19 protein-coding genes and 1 tRNA gene are annotated in these 23,666 nt (G+C 53.7%); 13 read left to right on the forward strand and 7 right to left on the reverse strand.

Features of this window, described 5'->3' with window-relative positions:
• Positions 1–38: 38 nt before the first annotated feature.
• From HV237_RS03355 to HV237_RS03380, 6 genes are all read right to left on the reverse strand, one after another.
• Positions 39–3,110 (reverse strand): DEAD/DEAH box helicase family protein, encoded by a 3,072-nt coding sequence (locus HV237_RS03355; protein WP_181541718.1) that lies wholly within the window; start codon positions 3,108–3,110, stop codon positions 39–41.
• Between the two features lie 11 nt (positions 3,111–3,121).
• A complete protein-coding gene (locus HV237_RS03360) occupies positions 3,122–4,999 on the reverse strand; it encodes a site-specific DNA-methyltransferase (RefSeq protein WP_004714543.1) in 1,878 nt (625 codons plus the stop codon).
• Positions 5,000–5,074: 75 nt separating this feature from the next.
• Complete coding sequence (locus tag HV237_RS26100; RefSeq protein WP_181541720.1) at positions 5,075–7,777, reverse strand: ATP-binding domain-containing protein; 2,703 nt, start codon at positions 7,775–7,777, stop codon at positions 5,075–5,077.
• Positions 7,774–8,475: a DUF4391 domain-containing protein gene (locus HV237_RS03370; protein ID WP_181541721.1), complete on the reverse strand. Its 702-nt coding sequence runs from the start codon at positions 8,473–8,475 to the stop codon at positions 7,774–7,776. The genes HV237_RS26100 and HV237_RS03370 overlap by 4 nt, the downstream gene beginning before the upstream one ends.
• Positions 8,472–11,750, reverse strand: coding sequence for a helicase-related protein (locus HV237_RS03375; protein ID WP_181541723.1), 3,279 nt, complete (start codon positions 11,748–11,750; stop codon positions 8,472–8,474). Before HV237_RS03375 ends, HV237_RS03370 begins: the two co-directional genes overlap by 4 nt.
• Entirely contained in the window at positions 11,750–12,655 is a 906-nt protein-coding gene (locus tag HV237_RS03380; protein WP_049015599.1) for a WYL domain-containing protein, read from the reverse strand. The genes HV237_RS03375 and HV237_RS03380 overlap by 1 nt, the downstream gene beginning before the upstream one ends.
• A 429-nt stretch (positions 12,656–13,084) precedes the next feature.
• Here HV237_RS03380 and HV237_RS03385 point away from each other — a divergent pair, with 429 nt between their 5' ends.
• The 12 genes from HV237_RS03385 to HV237_RS03440 all read left to right on the forward strand — a co-directional run bounded on the left by HV237_RS03385 (position 13,085) and on the right by HV237_RS03440 (position 22,821).
• Positions 13,085–13,948 carry a GTPase family protein gene (locus HV237_RS03385; protein WP_181541724.1) on the forward strand — a complete coding sequence of 288 codons (864 nt, stop codon included), beginning with the start codon at positions 13,085–13,087 and terminating at the stop codon, positions 13,946–13,948.
• Positions 13,949–14,039: 91 nt separating this feature from the next.
• Positions 14,040–14,867 carry a DUF932 domain-containing protein gene (locus HV237_RS03390; protein WP_049015603.1) on the forward strand — a complete coding sequence of 276 codons (828 nt, stop codon included), beginning with the start codon at positions 14,040–14,042 and terminating at the stop codon, positions 14,865–14,867.
• Positions 14,868–15,093: 226 nt separating this feature from the next.
• Positions 15,094–15,777, forward strand: a complete 684-nt coding sequence (locus HV237_RS03395; RefSeq protein ID WP_181541726.1) for a WYL domain-containing protein — start codon at positions 15,094–15,096, stop codon at positions 15,775–15,777.
• A gap of 63 nt (positions 15,778–15,840) precedes the next feature.
• On the forward strand, positions 15,841–18,984 hold the full coding sequence (locus tag HV237_RS03400) for an AIDA repeat-containing protein (protein WP_220132867.1): 3,144 nt from the start codon (positions 15,841–15,843) through the stop codon (positions 18,982–18,984).
• A gap of 222 nt (positions 18,985–19,206) precedes the next feature.
• A complete protein-coding gene (locus HV237_RS03405; RefSeq protein ID WP_088903392.1) occupies positions 19,207–19,638 on the forward strand; it encodes an antirestriction protein in 432 nt (143 codons plus the stop codon).
• An 11-nt stretch (positions 19,639–19,649) separates the two neighbouring features.
• Positions 19,650–20,129, forward strand: a complete 480-nt coding sequence (gene radC / locus HV237_RS03410; RefSeq protein ID WP_025798999.1) for a DNA repair protein RadC — start codon at positions 19,650–19,652, stop codon at positions 20,127–20,129.
• Between the two features lie 13 nt (positions 20,130–20,142).
• A complete protein-coding gene (locus HV237_RS03415; RefSeq protein ID WP_045888217.1) occupies positions 20,143–20,364 on the forward strand; it encodes a DUF987 domain-containing protein in 222 nt (73 codons plus the stop codon).
• Positions 20,365–20,387: 23 nt separating this feature from the next.
• Positions 20,388–20,747 (forward strand): type IV toxin-antitoxin system YeeU family antitoxin, encoded by a 360-nt coding sequence (locus HV237_RS03420; RefSeq protein WP_025799001.1) that lies wholly within the window; start codon positions 20,388–20,390, stop codon positions 20,745–20,747.
• 49 nt (positions 20,748–20,796) lie between these two features.
• Entirely contained in the window at positions 20,797–21,174 is a 378-nt protein-coding gene (locus HV237_RS03425; protein WP_025799003.1) for a TA system toxin CbtA family protein, read from the forward strand.
• Positions 21,171–21,662 (forward strand): DUF5983 family protein, encoded by a 492-nt coding sequence (locus tag HV237_RS03430; RefSeq protein ID WP_045888216.1) that lies wholly within the window; start codon positions 21,171–21,173, stop codon positions 21,660–21,662. The genes HV237_RS03425 and HV237_RS03430 overlap by 4 nt, the downstream gene beginning before the upstream one ends.
• Before the next feature lie 28 nt (positions 21,663–21,690).
• Positions 21,691–21,894 (forward strand): DUF957 domain-containing protein, encoded by a 204-nt coding sequence (locus tag HV237_RS03435; protein WP_025799007.1) that lies wholly within the window; start codon positions 21,691–21,693, stop codon positions 21,892–21,894.
• A gap of 81 nt (positions 21,895–21,975) precedes the next feature.
• On the forward strand, positions 21,976–22,821 hold the full coding sequence (locus tag HV237_RS03440) for a DUF4942 domain-containing protein (RefSeq protein ID WP_025799009.1): 846 nt from the start codon (positions 21,976–21,978) through the stop codon (positions 22,819–22,821).
• Positions 22,822–22,923: 102 nt separating this feature from the next.
• Here the strand turns inward: HV237_RS03440 and HV237_RS03445 are convergent.
• Positions 22,924–22,999 (reverse strand) — tRNA-Ile (locus HV237_RS03445).
• 125 nt (positions 23,000–23,124) lie between these two features.
• On the opposite strand from HV237_RS03445, the gene mug reads away from it, so the two are divergent.
• Positions 23,125–23,631 carry a G/U mismatch-specific DNA glycosylase gene (mug, locus tag HV237_RS03450; protein WP_047358660.1) on the forward strand — a complete coding sequence of 169 codons (507 nt, stop codon included), beginning with the start codon at positions 23,125–23,127 and terminating at the stop codon, positions 23,629–23,631.
• Positions 23,632–23,666: the final 35 nt, after the last annotated feature.

Raw genomic sequence — 23,666 nt, forward strand, 5'->3', positions numbered from 1 at the left:
GCCATAATCTCCCCACCACATGACCAATCCTTTGTATCTTACTTCACCACTTCCATCAGCTTACCGAAGCTATCCACTACGTCATACTTCACGTTTTCTGGAGCAAACTTATTATTGATCTCATCGAAGAACTTACGGGCACATTTTATCTTGGTGGCTTCGATAGGCCGTAAATCCAGTGACGACATCGAGCCCTTGGTCTCAGCAACGAAATACACATGCTTGACCGAGCCTTCTTTAAAGGAAATGGCCCAGTCGGGGTTGTAATCGCCGACTGGGGTTGGGATCAGAAAACCACGTGGTAACTTGGCATATACCACCACATCCTTGCTGGTATCCAACTCTTCGACGAACTTGCGCTCAATCGCAGAGTCGGTAAGCACGTAATCATAGATGTGATTTTGCAATTTATTCCCAGCCTTACTGAGATCCTGTTTGCTCTGACCCGTGGTAAAGATGTCCAAATCAAACTTGTCTTCTAGCGTGTCATAAGCCAGATGCTCGATGATGACATTGGCCTTTTGTTCGTTGACCAAGCGAATGGCTTCGGCGATGAAGCTTTCCGGGTTACTCTTGAATTGTGCGAAGATGTCAGCATTAAGGCCTTTTAGAATTTCGGCAACGGTTCGTCTTGTAAGCAAAGTCCCCTCTGCTAACTTGCCAATCAGATCGTACTGCACAGCGGAGTGGATGGAGGCGTTGTGCGATTCTGTTTCGGTAACTTTCAACTCGAAGGCATTACCCTTTTTGAGGTCATCGTAAGTTGCCGTATCAGCCTGTTCGCCACGGTGAATAGTGTATTGCAACGGCGTCACTCGCAACCCAGCATTCTTGTCATTGAGCGCCTTGATCGCATTGTTCACTAGCTCAACATCATCAAACAACACGTTGTAAGTAGCCTTGCGATTGATTCGCCCCCACAGCGCCTTGAATTCCTGCTTTTCAAAGTTGGCGTTGGTCTGCAGTCTTTTGGGCTTGCGACCATCGTCTATCTGCATGAGTTGGCTTTCGCTGAATACGCTATCAATCAGCTGGAATATCTGCTCTGCATAGGGCTGCAGTTCATCCGGCAATGCCTCCAGCGTGCCGTCTTTCTTAGCTTGATGGTACTTCTCCGTGATATTGCGTTTCTTATCGACGTAGCCGTTCTGGATCAGATAAAACTCGATGTCCGTGGCCTGGTCGTCCGATACCGTAATCGGGCCTTCCTTCGTGTTCAGCATCTTGCCCGTGAAGTAGGCCTTGTCCGCCACACGCGGACGAGCTGACAAGGACTCGCTAATGTCCTTCTGCAAGGCGGTCACGAAGTCCTTGTAACTTTCGCTGGCCACGACTGTCAGTACGTTAATGTCATGAACAATGGACGGGTGATCCATGCGATCACCATTTTGATTAACGGACAAACGCAGGCCGCGCCCGACCTCTTGGCGGCGTGAAATGGTGTTATCACTATGCTTGAGCATGCAGATAACAAACACGTTCGGGTTATCCCAGCCCTCACGCAAGGCCGAGTGTGAGAAGATAAAACGCACCGGCTCAGCTAGTGATAATAACCGTTCCTTGTCTTTGAGGATCAGATCATAAGCATCTACATCATCCGACAAGCCCGCATTTTCACCGCGCGCAGCGACCTTGGGATCGGTAAGGCGCTTGCTCTTCTTGTCGATGGAAAAGTAGCCGCTGTGCGTCTTATCGGCCGCAATGCGGCGTAGATATTTAGCATAAGGGGCATCCCCCTCCATAAACCCATTATCAAAGGCTTCTTGAAGATGCTTAGCGTACTCCTCTTCAAAGATTTTTGCGTACTCGCCTTTTTCATCGGCAGCAGAGTAGTCCCGGTATCGGGCTACTTCGTCGATAAAGAACAACGATAGGACCTTCACCCCTTTATCGAAGAGCTCCATCTCCTTGTCAAAGTGCGCCTTGATCGTCTCACGGATCTGAATACGGCGCAGCGCTATCTCGGAAATATCACCAGTCGCATCACCCACCGTCAGCTCTTCGCCATTGGTAAAGCTCAAGGTGTCCGTATTGGCATTTATGTCCGATACCACAAACCCATCGCGGTATTGATCCAGCTCGTTCGATAGCACAAACAGATTGTCACCTTTGCCCAGCTTGCGGGTGACGCGCTTGATGTTGCCACCGCTGAGTTTCTGTTCGAACTCCACAACCGCGACTGGCGGTTTTTTGTTTGAGATTTCGATGGCTTGTAAATAGAAATAGGCATTGGTTCCCGCCAGTCCCTTCACCGAGATCCCGCGCACCTCAATCTTCTTCACCAGCTTCTGGTTGTAGGCATCAAGCGCATCCAGGCGGTGGATCTTGTTGTGTGTGGTCTTGTGGGTAGCGGAATAGCGCAACACCATCAGCGGTTTGAAATTTGCGAGGGAATCCAGCGTCTTGCTCCCCTCCATCCGCTGTGGCTCATCGAGGATCAAGATGGGCCGGTTTGCGCTGATCACATCGATCGGGCGACGTGACTGAAAATCATCGAGCGCTTCGTAGATGCGGCGATTATCTTTGCCGGTGGCGTTAAACGCTTGTACGTTGATCACCATGACATTGATACCGGCATCGGAAGAAAAACTCTCAAGATGGTGTAGCTGCTTAGAGTTGTAAATAAAGAAGCGCGCCTTCTTGTGGTAGGTCTCCTGAAAGTGCTCAGCCGTGATTTCCAACGACTTGACCACGCCTTCGCGGATAGCAATGCTCGGTACCACTATGACGAACTTGCTCCAGCCGTACTGTTTGTTCAGCTCGAAGATTGTTTTGATGTAGCAGTAGGTCTTGCCCGTACCTGTTTCCATCTCGATATCAAGATTTAACTTGGCGACCTCAGTCTTAACCAAGTCCTTCGACAACGGCAGGTTTTGCTGACGCTGGGCCAGTTGGATGTTCTCCCGTAAGGTATCCTCACTGAGGGTTAGCTCAGCATTTTTAAAACCGGTATCTAGCGCAAACAGATCACCCATGCCGTTTTTGGTATTACCAGGGTCAAGGCGATAGCTCATGGCTGCATTAGAGGCCGGTGGCTGCCCCTGAAAAATATCTACGACCGCCTGCACGGCGGCAGCCTGATAGGGCTGATGTTTGAATTTAAGCTTCATCGCACGCCCCCTTAGATACATTTCACTTCGGTGACGGGCGACAAGAGCTTGAAAATCTGCTCAACGTTGATCTTGACCGCGCTGTTCTTGTAGCCCGCGTCGCGGAACACCACACGCAGTGGCTGACGCTTGGCCAGTTCCTTCACAAAGGCTTCGTCAATGCTGCCACTGGCGTCGAAGCAGGCGGCAAGCACATTCCCATCGACAAAGAACACGTCCTTACCTTGAATGGACTGCTTGGCAATGGGCAACGCCAGATCGACACCCCAATCCAGCATTACTTGGAACAGCAGATCCTCAGGTGTGCGGTCGGGCTTGATGTTGTCAACGAAGAGATCGAACTTGGCATTGTCAAGCGCGTCAGGCGAGTAATAAACGTCGGCCATGTTGGAAGACTCGATCTTCAGCACTCTGAAGCCTAGATCCAGCTGGCTCGTGCTGGATTGCTGACGCAGCTCCATTGCTACATTGCGCACCCGCTTCAAACCCATTTCAAATATCGAGGCCATTGCCGGTTCCGGCGTAGGGAGTGGCTCGGCAATCTGAACGGCAATGAATCGTCGATTGCCGCCGTCCTCGGCGTTTTGTTTGATAACGGCATGGGCTGTCGTAGCGCTTCCGCTAAAGAAGTCCAAAACAATGTCGTCACTACTTGGGCTCGTCGCAAGTTGCAGGATTCTCTGCAGTAGCTCAACTGGTTTTACTGAGTTAAGAACATTTTCCGTCTCTTCGAATTGAACATATTTAAGCAACGTCTTTTTCGCATCCTGCGTATGGCCCACCTCTTTGTAAAACCAAAGGGTTTGTGGTGTTTTACCTTGTTTGACTTCAGTTAAAAATCGCTTTAGGCGGGGCATGTTGTCACCATCAGCACCCCACCAAATTCGATTATCCACATCAAGCTTCTTGAAATTTGATTCGCTCACTCTCCAATAGCTTCCCTTCGGTGGCCCTTCGATAACGCGGCCAGAGGGGCACTTAACGGAATAGAGTCCTGCATCGTATCTGTTGCGCGCGGTAAGGTTGTCGGATTGCCAGACGCCACGAGGATCATTGTCAGGATTCTTGTACCTAGCAATCATGTCGTCAGTTTGTGGCAGAAGATTGGGGCTCCAACTGTCGCCATTCTTCGCATAAACCAGAACGTAGTCGTGATCTTCCGAGAACCATCGTGCGCTGTTCTTTGGAGAGAAAACTTTCTGCCATATAACTTGCGCAACGAAGTTCTCATCACCAAATACTTCGCTAGCTACTTTGCGCAGGTTGTCCACCTCGTTATCGTCGATAGACATAAAAATGACGCCATCATCCTTCAGCAGATTACGAGCCAATCGAAGACGTGCGTAGATCATGCTTAGCCAGTCAGAATGATAGCGCCCATTGGCTTCAGTGTTAGCCACAAGTTTTCCGCCGGTTTGATTCACCTGGCCAGAGGCCAATTGGTAACCCTCGACATCTGCGCTGTAGTCGTCGTCATAGATGAAGTCGCGCCCTGTATTGTACGGCGGGTCGATGTAGATCATCTTGACCTTGCCAAGATAGGTCTCCTGCAGCAACTTAAGCGCATCGAGGTTATCGCCTTCGATGAACAAGTTCTTCGTGGTGTCGAAGTCCACGCTTTCATCGCGGAAGGGGCGTAGCGTCTTGGCAATCGGTGCGTTGGCTGTGAGCAGTGCCTCGCGCTTGCCTGGCCAGTTCAGGTGGTAGCGTTCCTGTGGACCCTCCACAATCGACTCGGCTAATTCCTGCCGTAGCTGGTCAAAATCCACCGCCAGTTTCACACTGCCGTCTTCGCCCTTGGCTTCAGTGACGCAGCCTGGAAACAGATCACGAAGGCGGGCGATGTTGTCTTGCGTGAGATTGGGTGAATGCATTTTTAGCTTTTCCATGTTCTTTTCCTCTGGTCGCTATGCTTTTTATGGAAAAGGCATAGCGACTCACAATTCGAATTCGTATTTGTAGGTTCAGTCGCCTTGTTGCCAGTCCTGGCAAAAGTGCGGGCGCAGACTTTCGATGGCGGAGGGCAAGCAGCCCTGGCAGGTCACACCCAAGTAGGTGGCCGCCCGGGTAGTGCCGACGTACAGGTATTTGTCGAATAGCGCCGGATGCAGCGTGGCGAGCTGGTCAATGCTGACAAAGAACACCGCCTCGAACTCCAGGCCTTTGATGTGCTGTATGTCGAATACGCGCACGTTGCTTTCCTGCCCCACAGCCTGGCCCTCTCGGCAAGCGATGACCTGGATATTGTGCTCCGCCAAGGCTGTGTTGAGTGCTTCGGCAACCGGAGCAACGTCGTCCTCGGTGTTCACAAAAATAGCGGTGGATGGCAACTGACCGACAAATCGCTCAATCTCGCGAATGCGATCCGCCAGCCAACCGACAATGGTTTCTGCGTTGGTCGCGTGCTCCAGCAAGGCGGGTGCAACACCCATGCTGTCCATATGCGCAGGCAAGCTGGCGTTTTGCTCGGTGCCACCGACAGCGCGGATCATGGCGCGAGCCAGATCGTTCAGTTGCTTACTCTGCCGATAAGAGACCGTAATCTCCTTAATATCAAAATCCTCAAAGATCCACTTCAAGTCGTCGACAGAGCGTGCGCCCCAGGTGGTCAGGCGTTGATTAAAGTCACCACAGGCAAAGAATGAACGCAGTCTTGGATGCGCCAGCGCCGCCATGCTCGCAAGCTGGATGGGCGAAAAGTCTGTGGCTTCATCCACCAGGATCTGGTTGCAGTAATGCCCCAGTATGGGCTGGAGTGATGACCAGGCGGGACTATCAATGTCGCGCTGAACGTTGGGCCGACTGAGCAGGCTGCCTGCGGCGCGCAAGATCGCGAGCAGTACGATGTCCAACTCCAAGGGATGGATGTCGCGCGCCTCAAAGTCTTCGTGGCGATACCAGATGTTTGCCGGTTGGCGTTCGCGCCTGAATGCACGGTAGCGCTTCGGGATGCCGTCGAGGTAGCGCTTCACCGGATTAACGAAGCGGCGTGCACTGGCCTGCACCAGAAGGCTTGCACCCACTTCAACGCGATCCGCTTCTGTCAGCCCTCGCTCTCCCAACCACTCGATGATTTTGCCATTGCGAGAGGCTTTGCTGACTGTGCGCTTGGATGCTGCTGCCCGGGCTTGGGCGCGTACCGCTTGCATGTAGGCATTGAGCGCGGCGGCACGGCCTGTACGGGGTGCGGTGGCATCTTCTTCTTCATCGGCATCCGGGTCATCCTGGTCGTCTACATCAGCCGCTTGCGCCTGTTGCAGGTTATCGATCATGTGGGCCAACTCATCCAGAAAACCTCGGTTGCGGTTGAGTTGCAGGTTGAGTGCGGCTTTGATCTTGATGTCCGAGCCTTCCTTCAGGTTGCTGACGAGTACCTGCACTTTGGCTATCTCCACCGCCAGCGAACCAAACATTGTCGCCAGTGCGCCATCGGCCGCCCGAGACAAGATGTTTTGCAAGCGTGTGCTGAGACTAAGGACTTCGGGAATTTTGGCATCGTGGAGTTGGGTTGCGGCTTCACGCAGCTCCTGCACATAGGCCTTCTGCTGGTATTCGTTGAAATCGTCGAACCATTGAATGGGGCACTCTAATGCGGCATCGGTCAGGCTGGTCAGTCCGTCTTTTAGAACAAAAGTACCGCCACCGGAAGCCCTTCTGAGGACGCCGAATACGTTTCGGGCCAGCTCGCGTCGATAGTCTTGCCACGTTCTGATGCGCAGATCCGAGGCGGGAACACCTTCACGCGCAAATGCCTCCTTGAGGTATTGCTTGAGCAATTCCGTGGGCGTGAACATCAACCAGCTGTTGGCGTGCACAATGCCTTGAGCTGAGGCGATTGTTTCAACCAGACGTTGTTCGCCTTCATCCAGGTAGGCGGTGTCGAGTTTTTGGCCGAGGCGGCGGATCAGAGTGGTCGTCTTGCCTGTACCCGGCGGGCCCAAGATCAAAAGACGATTGTCGATAGGGCGACGGAAAATCTCATCTTGATATTGATCGAGAATGGGCTGATCACGTAGTCCCATCTTTGTAATAACGCTGCGGCGAATACCGTCGATGATGTTGGCCTTGACTAACTCCTCGGCCAGCAATTGGCCAATAATGTCTTCAGTGACTTCTTCTCCCGCAACCACGGTCAGCAGCGCACGCAGCGACTCGATGGTGAACGGCCCAAAATGCTCGGCTTCAACGACGGTGTCTCGAGAGTCCCACCCATCTGCAAGCGCATTGGGCCGAAGTAGAGCCCGCTCAAGAACCTCAACGACGGTTCCATTGGGGAGCGTGAACTCTGCGCCAATTGCCAACGAGGCCAAACGTCCAACCGGCGCACGGTAACTAGACAAATTGGGAAAGCCTGATACCGGCATCGTGCGGCAGATGTAGTAGATTTTTTCATCTCCCTCTTCATCGCTCACCACAACGCGGGCGATGGCAGGCTCTGTCACTAGTACCTGATAGCTTTCGCGGTTCGCCTGGCTGATCTTATCCAGCCTTTGGATGGCTGAACTGGACGTCATTGTGTTGATGTTTGCCAGCGCATCTGAACCAAGTGTCCGCCCATCGTTGAGCTTGCCCCTAGCGGTTTTAGCGATCCTTTCGAGTTCCGCCAATGCTTCACCGGCGATCTGCTCGATGTGTATCCTTGACTCATCATTCAAGCTCTGTGTCATGCACTCTCACTCCCGGTCAATTCTTCAAGTTCTTTTTTAAGCTGCCGCAAATGCGCGTTGATCTCTACTTTGCGGTTGAATTGCTTTTCTTTGGCAAGTCTACTGGCAGCTTTCTCAACCTCACGCTGCTTGGCTTCAACCAGTTCGACGCGTACGACCAAGTCAGCGAGACTTTCTCGTGGGCGCGCAGGCGTGGGGATTAGGCGGTGAAGCGTCTGCTCATACAAGCCGCCCAGGTCGAGTGCTAAAGGCATGGCGGCGCGCTCACAGTCACTCGGCAACCAGCCTGTCGTAAAGTAGTCACTCATGACCCAACGGCTGGCGTCTGACTCATTCGGTCGTTTGTATGCAGCGATCACCTTTGTTCGGCCATCAAAGCTCAGCTCGAAGATGATGGGAAACTGCACCGCGCCATCGATGCAACGCAAAACGTCCAGATTCAGCTCCGATGTCTTGAGCTGGATTGAGAAAATCTGAAGCTCTGGTACTCCCGGCCTGGCGGGCAGGTTGATCGTTTCCGGAGCCAACTTGTATTGCCAGACGATTTGCTCCACCTGCTCGACGAACAAATCCTTCAGTCTTGTATTGGCGCCGCTGTGTTCGTAGATCTTATTCTTTGGCAGGGTACGACCAAAGACAGCCTGCTTCGGATAGTTGATGAACGCGGTATTCGACTCAAATCGCGCAGACTGACTCATCCGGCCTCCTGAATCACGATGAAGGTAATCAGTTCGAAGTCGTCCAGTCCGACGATAGTATTGACCAACGCGGTGGTCTTTCCGCTGCAGAAGAGGCTGTCCAGATCCTTCTCTTCCTTCACCTCGATCATTGAGCGGATGGCCTTGCCAAGCAGGTCCGAATACATCTGCATCTTGCGGCCATCGGCCGTTTCCTTATTGAACAGGAGACAGGCATCTGTAATAGGCTGGGCTTGTCCCTTGCAGCAGGTGCGAACCAGATCCAGCAAACGTTTGACTTCGGTGTGATCGTGAATGACTTCCCCCTCGCGATTAATATAGACGAGGTAATAAGGGTGCAGGCGGTTGTGCTGACTGACGTTGACGCTTGGATTCCGGTTGCGTAGCGTGAAGATCACACCCGGGCGTAGGCCCATCTCCGGCTTGGCAGGCACTACGGCGTGCATCCCGCTTGGCACGTTGCTCAATTCGCCATTGACCTTCACATAGTTGAGCAAGTCCATTCGGAAGTCATTGAGCCCGAGATCAGTAATCGACACTCCGGTTTTCAGGTCTTCCAGCTCAATCACTTCCTCTTGCAAACGTCGCAATTGCTCTTTGCGATAAGACACATCGTTGGCTTGGGCGCTCAGCACATTGTCGTCACCGGTGGCTGTGACATCGGCAATCATCATTCGGCTCTCAACCCGTTCCTTCAGGTTGATGTATTCGTCGAGCGAGATGTCTGGCCAGTAGTTAACCAGTTGGATGCTGCTGTTGGGTGAGCCGATGCGATCCACACGGCCGAAGCGCTGGATGATGCGCACGGGATTCCAGTGGATGTCGTAGTTGATGAGGTAGTCGCAGTCCTGCAGGTTCTGGCCTTCAGAGATACAATCGGTGCCGATCAACAAATCTATCTCTGCCGCCTCATTTGGTAGCACGATCGCTTTCTCCTTCGAGTGTGGCGAGAAGAGGGTGAGCAGTTCCTGGAAGTCATAGTTCTTCTTGAGCGTGCTCTTCGGCGCCCCTTTGCCGGTGACTTTCGCACTGTGCAAGGTCTGTGTGGCCAGCAATTCCGGAGCCAAATTGGCATACAGATAGTCAGCGGTGTCGGCGAAGGCGGTGAAGATCAGCACCTTTTTGTTGCCAGGATTCAGCGGTGCTGCGATCTTCTCCAGAACCAGTGTCTTGAGATGCTGCAGTTTGGCATCATCGGCTGCCGTGATCTTGTTCATCGACGTCAGCAAGGCATCAATGATTTCCAGATCGACCTTCAGCTCGTGCTCCCAAGAAGGCAAGTCCATATCGGCGAGGCTGATTTTGACCTTGCCACCGATCTCACTGTCGCCATTGCTTGGCAGGTCGTCGTCCACGTCGAGGTTTTCTAACTGGTCGGTCAGGTCATTGATTCTGCTGTCAATGCCACTGAGGCCGCCAGTCTCATTGAAAGTGCTGATCTTGGCCAGCGTATTAGTGTGGTTTGCGCGCAGGGACTTGAGCGTCAAGCGGAAAGACTCAATCGAGCTTTCCAGGCGCTTGAGCAGGTTGGTCGTCATCAATGCCTGCAAACTCTTTTCACGGTCGATTTGTTTAAGCTTGCCTTTCCCTGCAACCTGAGTGTCATACATCTCCTCGTACTTCTTGAGCCGACTGGGCAGGATGTAGCTGATCGGGGCGTAAACAGCGAGCTTGAGTAAAGACAGCTGCTCGAAAATTTCGTTGAAGCTCATCACATCCGTTCTCTGTGTGAGCGGGCTGTGGAACGACAAGGGTTTGCGGCGCTCAGGGAATTGGCCGATTTCCTTGGTATCATAGAAGGTCTGAATATGCTTGCGCGAACGTGCGATGGTGACGCTGTCGAGCAATTCGAAGAAGTCGAAATCCAACGAATCCAGGATGGCCCGCGCTGTGCGCTCTTCCGATGGAAGCTTTGCCCACGCATTGAAGCTGGCCTGCGCACTACGGAAAATGTCCTCTACCGTCTTGCCGGTGCGCAGCTTCTTGCTGAGGTTTTCGGAGTCGCCTTCGTAGGCCAGTGCCAGTTGGTTGCGCAGGTCGTTGAAGCGGTTGTTCACCGGGGTGGCCGAAAGCATCAATACCTTGGTTTTCACTCCCTCCTTGATAACCTTGTTCATCAGCTTCTGGTAGCGGGTTTCCTTGTCCTTATAGGCGTCATTGTTGCGGAAGTTGTGCGACTCGTCGATGACGACAAGGTCGTAGTTGCCCCAGTTGATACGATTCAGCGGTGTGCCGAACGACTCACCGCTCGTACGGCTGAGGTCGGTATGACAAAGCACGTCGTAGTTGAACCGGTCGCGAGCAAATATGTTGGTCTTGAGGTTGCGGCTGTAGTTCAGCCAGTTGTCCGCCAGCTTCTTAGGGCATAAAACCAAAACTGACTTGTTGCGCAGTTCGTAATACTTTACCACGGCCAGCGCGGTAAAAGTCTTTCCCAAACCCACGCTGTCGGCCAAGATGCAGCCGCTGTAGCTTTCAAGTTTGTTGATGATCCCGGTAGCAGCATCTTTCTGGTAATTGAAGAGTTTGTTCCAGATGAGCGTGTCTTGATAGCCCGTGCGGTCGTTCGGCAGGACATCCTCGTTGATGTCGTCCAGAAACTCATTGAAGATATTGTAGAGCATCAGGAAGTAGATGCTCTCTGGCGAGTTTTCCTGGTAGACGGATGCAATTTGATCGCAGATCTGCGCCGTTACATCCTCCAGCTTCTCGGGGTCCTGCCAGATCTGGTTAAACAGACTGAGGTAGGTCGCCGTAAATGTCGGCTCGTCCATCCTGTTGACGAAGTTGGAGACAGCGTTGCCCTGCTGGTAGCCGAGATCGACGGCGGTAAAGCCGTGCAGTGGCATGTAGGCAGTATCTGCGGCAGCAGCCTGAATGCAAGTAAACTGCTGCATCGGTGCCTTGCTGCGATTGGACTTGAATGTTGCCTTGCGCCGCATCCAGTCCGCGCACTCTTTTGCAATTGCGCGCTGGGTCAGTTTGTTACGCAACTGAATTTCGAACTCACTCCCGTACAAGCTCCGTTCGCGGTCAGCCTTCGGTATGTGGAATTCTCTGCGTTCCTTGCGAATCTTGTCGGTAACCTCGTTAGCGGTAAACGTCGGCGAGGTAAAGATGAATTGCAGCTCGTCGATTTTTTCCAGCTCTGCTTTGAGCGCTTCGAACGCGTACATCGAAAAGCAGGAAGCGGCGATCTTCAGGCGAGCACCAGGTTTGAGCGTCTGCTTTAGGTCGTCTCCGAGCAGGCGGTTGATATTGTCGATCAGTTCCATTAATAGTCAGCCTTCTTAGTGGCGCTATAGCCTGGTGCCAGTAAGGCATTTTTTACGCCGTAAATTGCGAGATGATCTTTGAGCCATAACCGGTACTCCGGTCCACGAAGGCAATGATCGGGTGAGCAGTCTACCCGCCAGCGCTGCAACATATAGCCCACCACCGCAGCGCGAACGCGCATTCTGATCGAACCATCTGTCATCCCGTAGTCCATCTTGATAATATCGGGCCGCTCAACGCTCGGGTGCGGCACTAAATCTAGCTCGACGATGCGCGTCCACTGGATGTCGTTATCCTGCCGTTCGTTGTCCTGTGGCTCCTCGTCGAGCAATGTTGGTACTTCGATGCGGGTGACGACGAAATCCCGAAACTCTCTACTCTTGCGATCAAAGGCCCGGACGTGCCAGCGCAGGCCGGTATCAACCAAGGCAAAGGGCACAATTACCCGCTCGGACTCGCCGCCGCTCATCGAGTGGTAGCGGATGGCGACAGGTCGCTTGGCGTGGATGGCTCGGCAAATCGCTGCTAACACATCCATCTTGGGGATGCACAGGGCTGCGGGGGATTCACATGGTAGCAGCGCCTGCATTGAGCCGTTCACGCCATCGCCAAAGCCGAAAGCTAGCGCAGACAGAACACGCTGCGATACGTGTTTGAACAACGGGGAAAACGCCTGCCCGATGCGATAGATCTTGTTGCTACCATCGAAGGTGATGTTATGCGGCACGATTTCCCGGTACAAAGCCAAATCGCGTGTCGCCCCTGCTGGAGCCACGCCGAAGCGCTCAATCAGATCTGGGCGACCGATCTCACCGAAGAAGTAGAGCCGAAAATCGATGTAGGCCAGCCGCTCTCGCTGGGCCACACTCAAGTCCTCAAGCCGCTTAGAAGGGGAGCTAGGCATAAATCATCACTATAGGGAAAAAATGATATTTAATACGGTAATCCATAAAGTGCCATGATTATAATCAAATTGATGACAATCAGCATTAATACTTATGTAACAGCAAGAATTTATGTCTTGAATGTAGGCAGTCATCGTATGGGTTGATGTTTCTATACCGTTAAATTGATGCCATCCAACTATAAAACCTTGCTGCCCAAGGCCCTATAGCCCCCTCAGGCAATTTGCCCTTATCCACTATTTTGGTATTGGGATGAGGGATACCAGAATAACCTAACGACTCAGGGACCGGGATCACAGGCGGCTGTGGCTCGTCGCTTACCTTAATTCAAATTATTTTCAGATAGATATCATTCTTCTGAACATACCCGATTAACGGCGGAATCTCACGATTCTGCCGTTTTTGTATTATTTTTCAGAGGAGTAGTAATGAACAATTCTGAAGGTTTGAAGTCGTTTCACCAATCGCTTTCTGGTCTGCCACAGTGGGCATCAGAGCGGATTCTGCAGCAAATAAACCAGTTAACCGACTACGAGCCAGTGATCGGCATTCTGGGTAAAACCGGCGCGGGAAAGAGTAGCCTTTGCAATGCCTTGTTTGTCGGCGAAGTATCGCCGGTCAGCGATGTGGCGGCCTGCACCCGTGAACCTTTACGCTTTCGTCTGCTGGTTGGCGACCGCCATATGACGCTGGTGGACCTGCCCGGTGTGGGCGAAAGTGGCGCTCGCGATAACGAATATGCTGCGCTGTATCGCGAACAGCTTCCCCGGCTTGACCTGGTGCTGTGGCTGATTAAGGCCGATGACCGGGCGCTGGCAGTGGATGAACACTTTTATCATCAAGTGATTGGGGAGGCATACCGGCATAAGGTGCTGTTTGTTATCAGCCAGTCGGATAAGGTCGAGCCCACCAGCGGTGGGGGGCCATTGTCCAAAGAGCAGAAGCAGAATATCAGCCGTAAAATCTGTCTGCTGCATGAGCTGTTCCAGCCCGTACATCCAGTGTGTGCCGTGTCGGTCCGTCTTCAGTGGGGACTGCGGGTGATGGCCGAGCGAATGATTAAGTGCCTGCCACGTGAGGCCACCAGCCCGGTGGTGTCGCAACTCCAGCCTTCCTTTCGCACGACGGTAGTCCGGGAACAGGCGCGTAGCGATTTTGGTGAAACCGTCGGTGCTGCACTCGATAGCATCAGTGCCTTTCCCCTGATACCCGCCCCGGTGCGGGCCGTCATTCAGGCCGTGCGCACCACCGTGGTGTCAGTGGCCCGTGCCGTCTGGGATTTCTTCTTCTGAGTATTTAACCCATCCCTGTTATTTCCCTAACCCTGTCGCCGATGCGACGGGGATTTCTTTTATTTGTTTTCCCATTATGAGGAGTCTGCTTATGACCCGTCTGGCTTCGCGCTTTGGCGCAGCAAACCTTATCCGTCGCGACCGCCCGTTAACCCGTGAGGAGCTGTTTCGCGTGGTGCCCAGTGTGTTCAGCGAGGACAAACATGAATCCCGCAGTGAGCGTTATACCTATATACCTACCATCTCCCTGCTCGACAGCTTACAGCGAGAAGGCTTCCAGCCATTCTTTGCCTGTCAGACCCGGGTACGTGACCCGGGTCGTCGTGAACATACGAAACACATGCTGCGCCTTCGTCGGGAGGGGCAGATTACCGGTAAGCAGGTGCCGGAAATCATTTTGCTGAATTCACATGATGGCACCAGTTCGTACCAGATGTTGCCGGGACTATTTCGCGCAGTTTGTCAGAACGGGCTCGTCTGTGGTGAGTCGTTTGGCGAGGTGCGGGTGCCGCACAAGGGGGACGTGGTGAGTCAGGTAATTGAAGGCGCGTATGAGGTACTGGGCATTTTTGACCGTGTGGAGGAGAAGCGGGATGCGATGCAGTCGTTGCTGTTGCAGCCTCCTGCGCAACAGGCACTGGCACAGGCTGCACTGACGTACCGGTTCGGGGAGGACCACCAGCCGGTTGCGCCGTCACAGGTGCTCTCCCCGCGCCGCTGGCAGGATGAGAGTAACGACCTGTGGACCACGTACCAGCGTATTCAGGAGAACCTGATTAAGGGCGGTCTCAGTGGGCGTAACGCCAAAGGAGGACGGTCACATACCCGTGCCGTTCGTGGTATTGACGGGGACGTGAAACTTAACCGGGCACTATGGGTGATGGCGGAAGCCCTGCTCAGTGGTTTTCAGCCTGCGTGAGTTCACACTTTGCATCAAATAACATTACAGCAATGTTAATAAATGACACTTCCTGTCATTTCTGGCGGGGATTTTTGCTGGTTAATTCACCGGAAAATGGCGCAGGCCTGACAGATACAGGCTTCAGGCCTTCCTCAAAATAGCCGCTCCCGCAGACATATCCTGTCAACCCCCTCCTTTAAAATCGCATGCCTTTCAACCGGTTAACCTTCACGGAGAATACATCATGCCACTGGCAGAGCGCCGCTACGACAGACTGGCGGTCAGGCTGTCGCTGATTATCAGCCGCCTCGTGGCGGGTGAAACGCTGAACATGCAAAAGCTCGCGACCGAGTTTGACGTGTCAGTCCGCACCCTCTACAGAGACTTTCGTGAACGGCTGATTTATCTGGATCTCGAATGCCATCAGGGCTGCTATCGCCTACGGACAGGGGCCGGGCCGCAGGGCGAGCTGGATGTCCTGACGTTTGCCCACCGTACCGGCATCGCCGGCCTCTTTCCGGGGCTGGACCGTCGGCTGGTGAGCCTGCTGCTGAACTGCGAAGGTGCCCCCTGCCTGACCGGAGATGCGGTTTCTGTGGGCTCACCTGCGACCCAGCTGTCCTTTTACCGGCTGGTACAGGCTATTACCACCTGCCAGCGCGTCACGTTGCTGACTGACGGAAATCGTTGCGAAAGACTGGCCCCTTACAGGCTGATTGCCCAGCAGAGCCACTGGTACCTGGTTGCGGAGCATCACGACCGTCCGGTGGTGTTTTCGCTCAGTGATATTCACCTTGTGCAGCCCCTCACTGAGAGTTTTAAACGCAACGAGCGCTTTTACCGACTGACAGAAGATTTAAGTTTTATCCGAGCACTGCCGCATTTTCAGTTTATTCAACAGGCAATCACCAACATAACTACAACCTAAAGGAAATCAGCTTCTTGCCGATACCCTTTTAGGGGAAATTCTACACACAACAAGGTATTTATGATGAAGCGAAACCTGAACACCAGCTACCGGCTGGTATGGAACGAAGTTTTGGGAGCATTTGTTGTTGTCTCAGAGCTGGCAAAAGCCAAAGGAAAGCGCAGTACTGCCGTTCTGGCGCTGGCGGTTGCCGGACTGGTGGCAAGTCCTGCCGCACTGGCTGACGATGCGCCGGGAAACACCCGTACGGTAGCGGCCGGTGAGGTAGTCAATGGTGCGGTGATCGGCAATCACGACTCACAGATCGTTTTCGGTAAGACAAACAACACAGTCATCAACACAGGCCTGGAGTTCGGTGCTGATAATGATGACAACAGCGGTGGTCAGTGGGTACAGACGGGGGGCGTGGCAAACCAGACCACCATTAATAATAGCGGGCTGCAGGGTGTACTGGCTGGCGGCAGCGCCACAGACACCACAGTCAACAGCGGTGGTGGTCAGAGCGTGCATGGTCAAGCTTCAGATACCACGCTTGACGGTGGTACACAGTGGGTACACAGCGGCGGTATTACCTCCGGCACGATCATTAATAAAGACGGGGCTCAGCTGGTAAAAGCTGGAGCGCAGGCTACCGGTAGTGTGGTGAATACCGGAGCACAGGGTGGTCCCGATGCAGAGAACAACGACGGGCAGTGGGTTGCCGGTACCGCAACTGATACCACCATTAATAACGATGGTCGTCAGATTATTGCTGCTGGTGGTCTCACTACCGGTACAGTGATTAAAGCGGGCGGCGACCAGAGTGTGCACGGCTCGGCAAATACGACCCGCCTGGATGGCGGTAATCAGTACGTACATGCCGGTGCATCCGCAACTGACACAGTAATCAATGCGGGAGGGTGGCAGGTGGTGAAAAGCGGTGCGACAGCCGACAACACTACCGTCAACACAGACGGCAAACTGCAGGTGAGTGCCGGAGGCAATGCCACGAACGTTACCCAGAATACCGGTGGCGCGCTGGTGACGAACACCAGTGCCACCGTTTCCGGGACCAACAGTCTGGGTAACTTCAGCGTCGATGCCGCGACTGCCAGTGCCACTAACGTGTTGCTGGAAAATGGCGGGCGTCTTGATGTGCTGGGTAACGGCAGCGCCGATACCACCACGGTTAATCAGGGCGGTATTCTGGCAGTCTCCTCCGGCGGTAAGGCGCAGAACATCGTGATACATGACGGCGGCGTACTGATTGCCGATACCGGCGCAACGGTCAGCGGCACAAACACCTCTGGCGCATTCGGCATTGACGGCGCAACCGGCAAAGCCAGCAACCTGCGTCTGGATAACGGCAGTCAGTTCACGGTACTGGGTAACGGCAGTGCGGATAACACCACGGTGGGGGCAGGCAGCACACTGAATGTGGCACAGGGCGGAACGCTCACCGGTACCACCTCATTTGGCGACGGTGCATCGCTGACGGGGAATGCCACCAATAGCGGACAACTGTACTTTAACAACGGTAACGCCGCTATCAATGGTTCGGTGAGCGGTGATGGTCAGTTACTCAAGGAGGGTACAGGCACCCTGACGGTCAGCAACGGCACGCTGTCCCAGTCACAGGTAAACCTGAAGCAGGGTGCACTGGCCCTGAACAATGCCATCATCAACAGCGACATCATTGCGCAGTCCGGTACGCAGGTCCGCCTGACCGGCAACTCCGTGATGAACGGGGCGATTGACCCGACTGACGTCACCCTCGACAGCGGTGCCCGCTGGAATATTCAGCGTGGTGCAGCAGTGAAATCGGTGCTCGACAAGCTGGACAATGCCGGAACCATCAGTTTTGCGCCCGCACCGGCAAACAGTCCGTTTGTCCCTGAAACGCTGACGGTCACGAATCTGACAGGACGCAACGGCACCATTAATCTGTCCATTCGTCTTGATGACCCGACCTTCCCGACCGACAGGCTGGTCATTGACGGCGGGCAGGCAACCGGTAAAACCTGGCTGAATTTCACCAATACCGGTGATGCAGGGCTGGGCCTGGCGACAACCGGTAACGGTATCAAAGTGGTGGAGGCGATTAACGGGGCCACCACCGAAGCCGGGGCTTTTGCGCTGGGCCGCAAACTGCAGGCCGGGGCATACAACTACACCCTGAGTCACGGCAGTGCCGATGAAAACTGGTATCTCTCCAGCGAAGCCGGCTACCGTGCCGAAGTGGCACTGTACTCATCTTTGTTTGCCCAGAGCATGGATTATGACCGTGCGCTGGCCGGGACATACAGCCAGCGCAGCAGTGCGGTGAATGACCAGGGATTCTGGGGGCGTATTCAGGGCGGGCATACCGGGCATGACGGTAACGGCGGCATTGCCCAGGGCGACACCCCGGAAAGCAGTGGCAGCTATGGCTTTATTCAGCTCGGCGGAGACCTGTTCAAACACGACACCGGTACGCTTTCGCTGACCAGTGGACTCTATGGCGCGGCAGGCCAGTCGTCGGTGGATGTGAAAAACGATGACCGCTCTGCGGCAGGCTCCGTGCGTGACACGGTGTACAGCCTCGGCGGGTATCTGACAGCCGTTCAGGATGCCAGCGGGCTGTGGGCCGATGTGGTGGCACAGGGCTCCCGTCACAGCCTGAAGGCAAGCTCAGCGGATAACCGTTTTGAAACTGACGGCACCGGCTGGCTGGCCTCTGTGGAAACCGGTCTGCCGTTTAACATCAGTCAGGGACTGGTGCTGGAGCCACAGCTGCAGTACGTCTGGCAGGGCCTGTCTCTGGATAACGGGCATGACAACGGCGGTTACGTGAACTTTGGTGACGGTAGTGCGCAGCATGTCCGCGCCGGGCTTCGTTTCGGCAGTTCGTCTGAAATGGACTTCGGTCAGGGTACCTCCACGGTTGCGGGTTTGACTGACAGCATGAAGCACAGCACAAGCGAAATGCCGATGAACTGGTGGGTGCGTCCGTCGGTTATCCGCACTTTCAGTTCAGACGGCGATATGAGCATGGGCACTGCGACTGCAGGCAGCAATGTCAGCTTCACCCCGTCTCAGGATGGTACCTCGCTTGACCTGCAGGCGGGTATTGAAGCGCGTGTCCGCCAGAACGTGACGCTGGGTGTACAGGGCGGTTATACCCGCAGCGTCAGCGGCAACAGTGCTGCTGGCTACAACGGTCAGGCAACGCTGAAAGTCGCTTTCTGATAACGCATCTGTCCCATTTACGGGGCATCACATAACCACTCTAGGCCCCTGTTGTTCTCGCAGCAGGGGCCTTTTGCATTCAATCGCAACACCGTTTTCTCTCTTTAGACTCACCCGCTTTATCCCGATTTTTATCAACTACATCACGCCAGCCCCTAGCGGCTGGCTTTTCTATTACGGAGCAACTCCATGACCACACAAACTGATACAGCCCACTCGCCGATGAGTGATTCACACATGTCTACCCTCATTACGGCCAGCCTGGTACCCGATGAACAGCGCCTGGGTTTCTGGCCGCTGCACTTCGGGCGTATCCCGCAGTGGATTTTTATCGAGACCCGTATCTTTGGCTGGATGGACCGCTTCTGTGAAGACTACAGCGGCGGTATCTGGCATTTCCACATACTCAGCAACGGTGGCGCGTTTATGGCCCCCGAAGCTGACATTGATGAGAAATGGAGGCTGCTCAACAACATGAATGGCAATGGCGCAGAAATGAGTGCGGAAGCCGCAGGCATTGCCGTGTGTCTGATTGAGTACAGCCATCACGCCTGTCGTACGGAGTGCGATGCCATGACAGAGCATTATTTCCGACTGCGTGATTACGCCCTACAGCACCCTGAATCCCATGCCATTTTTGCCATCATTGATTAAGGAGTTTTGCTATGGAGAAACAACTGACTCTCTTTACACCGGAACTGCCATTGACCTCGCTGCGCACCATCAAACGAGCCCTGAGTCTGCTTGACCAGCACCTGCGCGAACCGGGTGTGGCGTTTACTTCCACGCAGGCTGCTCGCGACTGGCTCAGGCTGAAGATGGGAACCCTTGAGCGCGAAGAGTTTGTCGTGCTGTACCTCAATAACCAGAACCAGCTGCTTGCCCACGAAATGCTTTTTACCGGCACCCTCAGTCACACTGAAGTTCATCCCCGCGAGGTGGTGAAACGCGCCCTGTACTTTAACGCGGCAGCAGTGATATTTGCCCATAACCACCCATCCGGGGAGGTGAATCCAAGTCAGGCAGACAAAGCCATTACCCAGCGACTGGTACAGGCGTTGATGCTGGTGGAGATCCGGGTGCCCGACCACCTGATTGTCGGCGGCAGGCAGATATTCTCCTTCGCCGAACATGGTCTGCTGTGAGGGGGAAGGGTCAGTGAAAATCATCAGCAAGCGTCAGGCGATGGCGATATACCGCCAGCATCCTCAGTCCAGGTTGTTTCGCTTCTGTACCGGCAAATATAAGTGGTCCGGCAGTATCTGCCACTATGCCGGTCGGGAGGTACAGGACATCAACGGTGTGCTGGCCGTATTTGCTGAACGCCGTCAGGACCGTAACGGTCCCTATGTCGTATTGCGCAGCGTTACCCTGAATTAATTCACATTTAAGGAAGGCTAAAATTGTCGAATAAAATACCGCCTGTAAACCACAATATCGCCGAACCCTGGTGGGGGCTTAAACGCGATATCACACCCTGTTTTGGCGCTCGCCTGGTGCAGGAGGGCAACCGGCTGCACTATCTCGCCGACCGCGCCAGTATCACCGGGCAGTTCAGCGACGCGGATTTACGCCATCTGGACCAGGCATTTCCGCTGCTGCTCAAACAGCTTGAACTGATGCTCACCAGCGGTGAACTCAATCCCCGCCATCAGCACGGCGTCACGCTCTACGCAAAAGGGCTGACCTGCAACGCGGATACACTCGGCAGTTGCGGATATGTCTATATAGCGATTTACCCGACACCTGCAACAACAGAATAAACCTCCCGGCATTTTTGCTTCATTTAACTAACCAATAAAGGTTTCCATTATGCAAACACAACCTGTTCCCCCGACACAGGAGGCTTCACCACGCCCGTCACCAGTGGAGATCTGGCTCCGCCTTTTGAGTCACCTGCTGGACCGTCACTACGGTCTGACGTTAAACGACACGCCATTTTGCAATGATGGTGTGATCCAGGAGCATATCGACGCCGGTATCTCACTGTGCGACGCGGTGAATTTTATCGTGGAGAAATACGCCCTGATACGCACCGATCGTCACGGTTTCAGCGCAGAAACACAGTCCCCACTCATCAGCAGTATTGATATCCTTCGCGCCCGTAAGGCCTGTGGACTGATGGCACGCAATGGCTACAGACTGGTGACCGATATCACCACCGGCAAATACAGCGAGGTGACTCGATGAAACTCTCCATGACCGTGGAAGCCGATGCCGTCACTATGCAGGCCCTCAACATGGGGCGGATCGCTGTTGATATCGACGGTATTGAACTGGCCGACCTGATTGATGTGGTCTGTGATAACGGTTATTCGCTTCGCGTTGCTGACGAACCTGGGAGGCTGGTTGTGGAAGATCCACTCCCGTCTGCCGCCCGGCTGAACGGCATTCAGTGCAGTACCGCCCATATCTCCGAAGCTGACAACAACCTGCTGTTCACTCTTTCGCATCAGCATGAAGACTTTGGCGAAAGCGAATGGATTACGTACACCGGCTCCGGCTATTTGTTGCGTCTGGATGCGTGGTCGTTTCCGGTATTACGGCTTAAACATCTCGGTCTGTCGAAAGCCTGTCGTCGCCTGGTGGTGACCCTTATGCGTCACTACTCTGTTGGTATTGTTCACCTTGATGCCTTTGGTGAGGTATTGCCGGGCTTTGACATTTTCGACTGGTAATCCAACCTCAATCACCACAAGGTTTCACATGCCGGAATTAACCACCGAAGCGGCTCTCAACATTCTGATTGGCTGGCTGCAGGACAACATCGATTGTGGCAGCGAAATTATCTTCGATAACGACGAAGACAATACCGATTCAGCAGTGCTGTTACCCTGGATTGAACGTACGCTTCAGGACGTTCGCGATCTCCACCATCTTCAGCTTTTGCAACAGGCCAGTACAGATTAACCACCGAACCGTACTCATCACTTACTCATAAGCGCCAGCCCTCACCGGCTGGCGTTTTGCTTTATATAAAGGAAATGACTGATGTCAGAACTTACTCTCACCGGACCCGAAGTGTTAACCGGCCACACCGACATAATTTGCTCCACCAGCATTGAGCGCATCATCACCGGACGTAATGCCGCACTGGCGCAGATTGAAGCGCTCATTCAGCAACTCGACGATATCTCAATACTGACCCGCAGTATCGGGGGAAAAACCGCTCTGGACTGGGCTATGAAGCAGGACTTCCGCTGTGGCTGCTGGTTGATAGAAAAAAGAGAAACGGCGATGAAAGCCATTACACGCAATCTTGATCGCGGTATATGGCGGGATTTAATGAAAAAGTCGGGCATGCTTTCCATCATGGACGCACAGGCCCGTGATCAGTGGTACAACAGCCTGGAAAAGGAGGATATTCCGGTGGTCAGCGAAGCGAATATCCTGAGCACGTTTGAGCAACTGCATCTCAACAAAATAGATGTCTTCGAACGTGGGGTCATCAACGTCTTCAAAGGGCTATCGTGGGATTACAAAACCAATAGTCCCTGCAGCTTTGGTAAAAAGATCATCGTCAACAATCTGGTGGCGCATAGCCGCTGGGGCTTTAGCTTAAACTGGGGCTGGCGGCGGGATCAATTAGCGGACCTGGAACGAATGCTGTTTCTGCTTGATGGTAAACCGATACCCGACAACCGTGGCGATGTTACTACTCGATTGATGGAGCATATTCGGGACAACCCTTCGAAGGATATTTACGAAGATGATTTCTTCAGTATCCGTTACTTTCAGAAGGGAACAGTACACATCACTTTTAAACGGATCGACCTGACAGAAAAGATGAATGATATCGTGGCGAAGCACTATCCGGGGATGCTGGCAGCGAGATGAAGAGGGCAGGGAGGTAATTCCTTACCTGACCCATTACCTGACCCGATTCGTATAAAACGAAAAAGGAGTCAGACGATTTCTCATCTAACTCCTTGTTTTATTTGGTGGCCCCTACTGGACTTGAACCAGTGACCAAGCGATTATGAGTCGCCTGCTCTAACCACTGAGCTAAGGGGCCGTGGCGGTGGATTATAAAGTAACTCCGCGTTGCAATCCAGACATAAGCGTACGGATGCTGTTTTTATAAACAATGTATTTTCAGTCCGTTATACTTGTTCCTCTGATGTATTGATGGGAGTAATTATGGTTAAGGACATACTGGCGCCGGGGCTGCGGGTGGTGTTTTGCGGCATCAATCCGGGGTTGTCTTCCGCAGGTACAGGATTCCCCTTTGCACATCCCGCTAATCGCTTCTGGAAGGTCATCCATCAGGCGGGATTTACCGATCGCCAGCTCAAACCCGAAGAGGCACAACACTTGCTGGACTTCCGTTGCGGCGTGACTAAATTTGTCGACAGACCGACGGTGCAAGCCAATGAAGTGAAGCTACAGGAGATGCGTAACGGCGGCCGTAAGCTCATTGAGAAAATAGAGGAGTATCAGCCTGCTGCACTCGCAATCCTTGGGAAGCAGGCATTTGAGCAGGGCCTCAGCCAGCGTGGGGCACAGTGGGGAAAACAAACGCTGACTATTGGCGCGACGAAAATATGGGTTTTGCCGAATCCCAGCGGATTAAGCCGGATTACGCTGGATAAACTGGTGGAGGCGTATCAGGAAGTGAATGACGCCCTGGCCAGGCGGGGACTATAAAGAAAAACGCCACCTTGCGGTGGCGTTTATGCTTA

It is taken from the genome of Citrobacter sp. RHBSTW-00570 (genome assembly GCF_013739755.1).
Classification (GTDB): domain Bacteria; phylum Pseudomonadota; class Gammaproteobacteria; order Enterobacterales; family Enterobacteriaceae; genus Citrobacter; species Citrobacter braakii.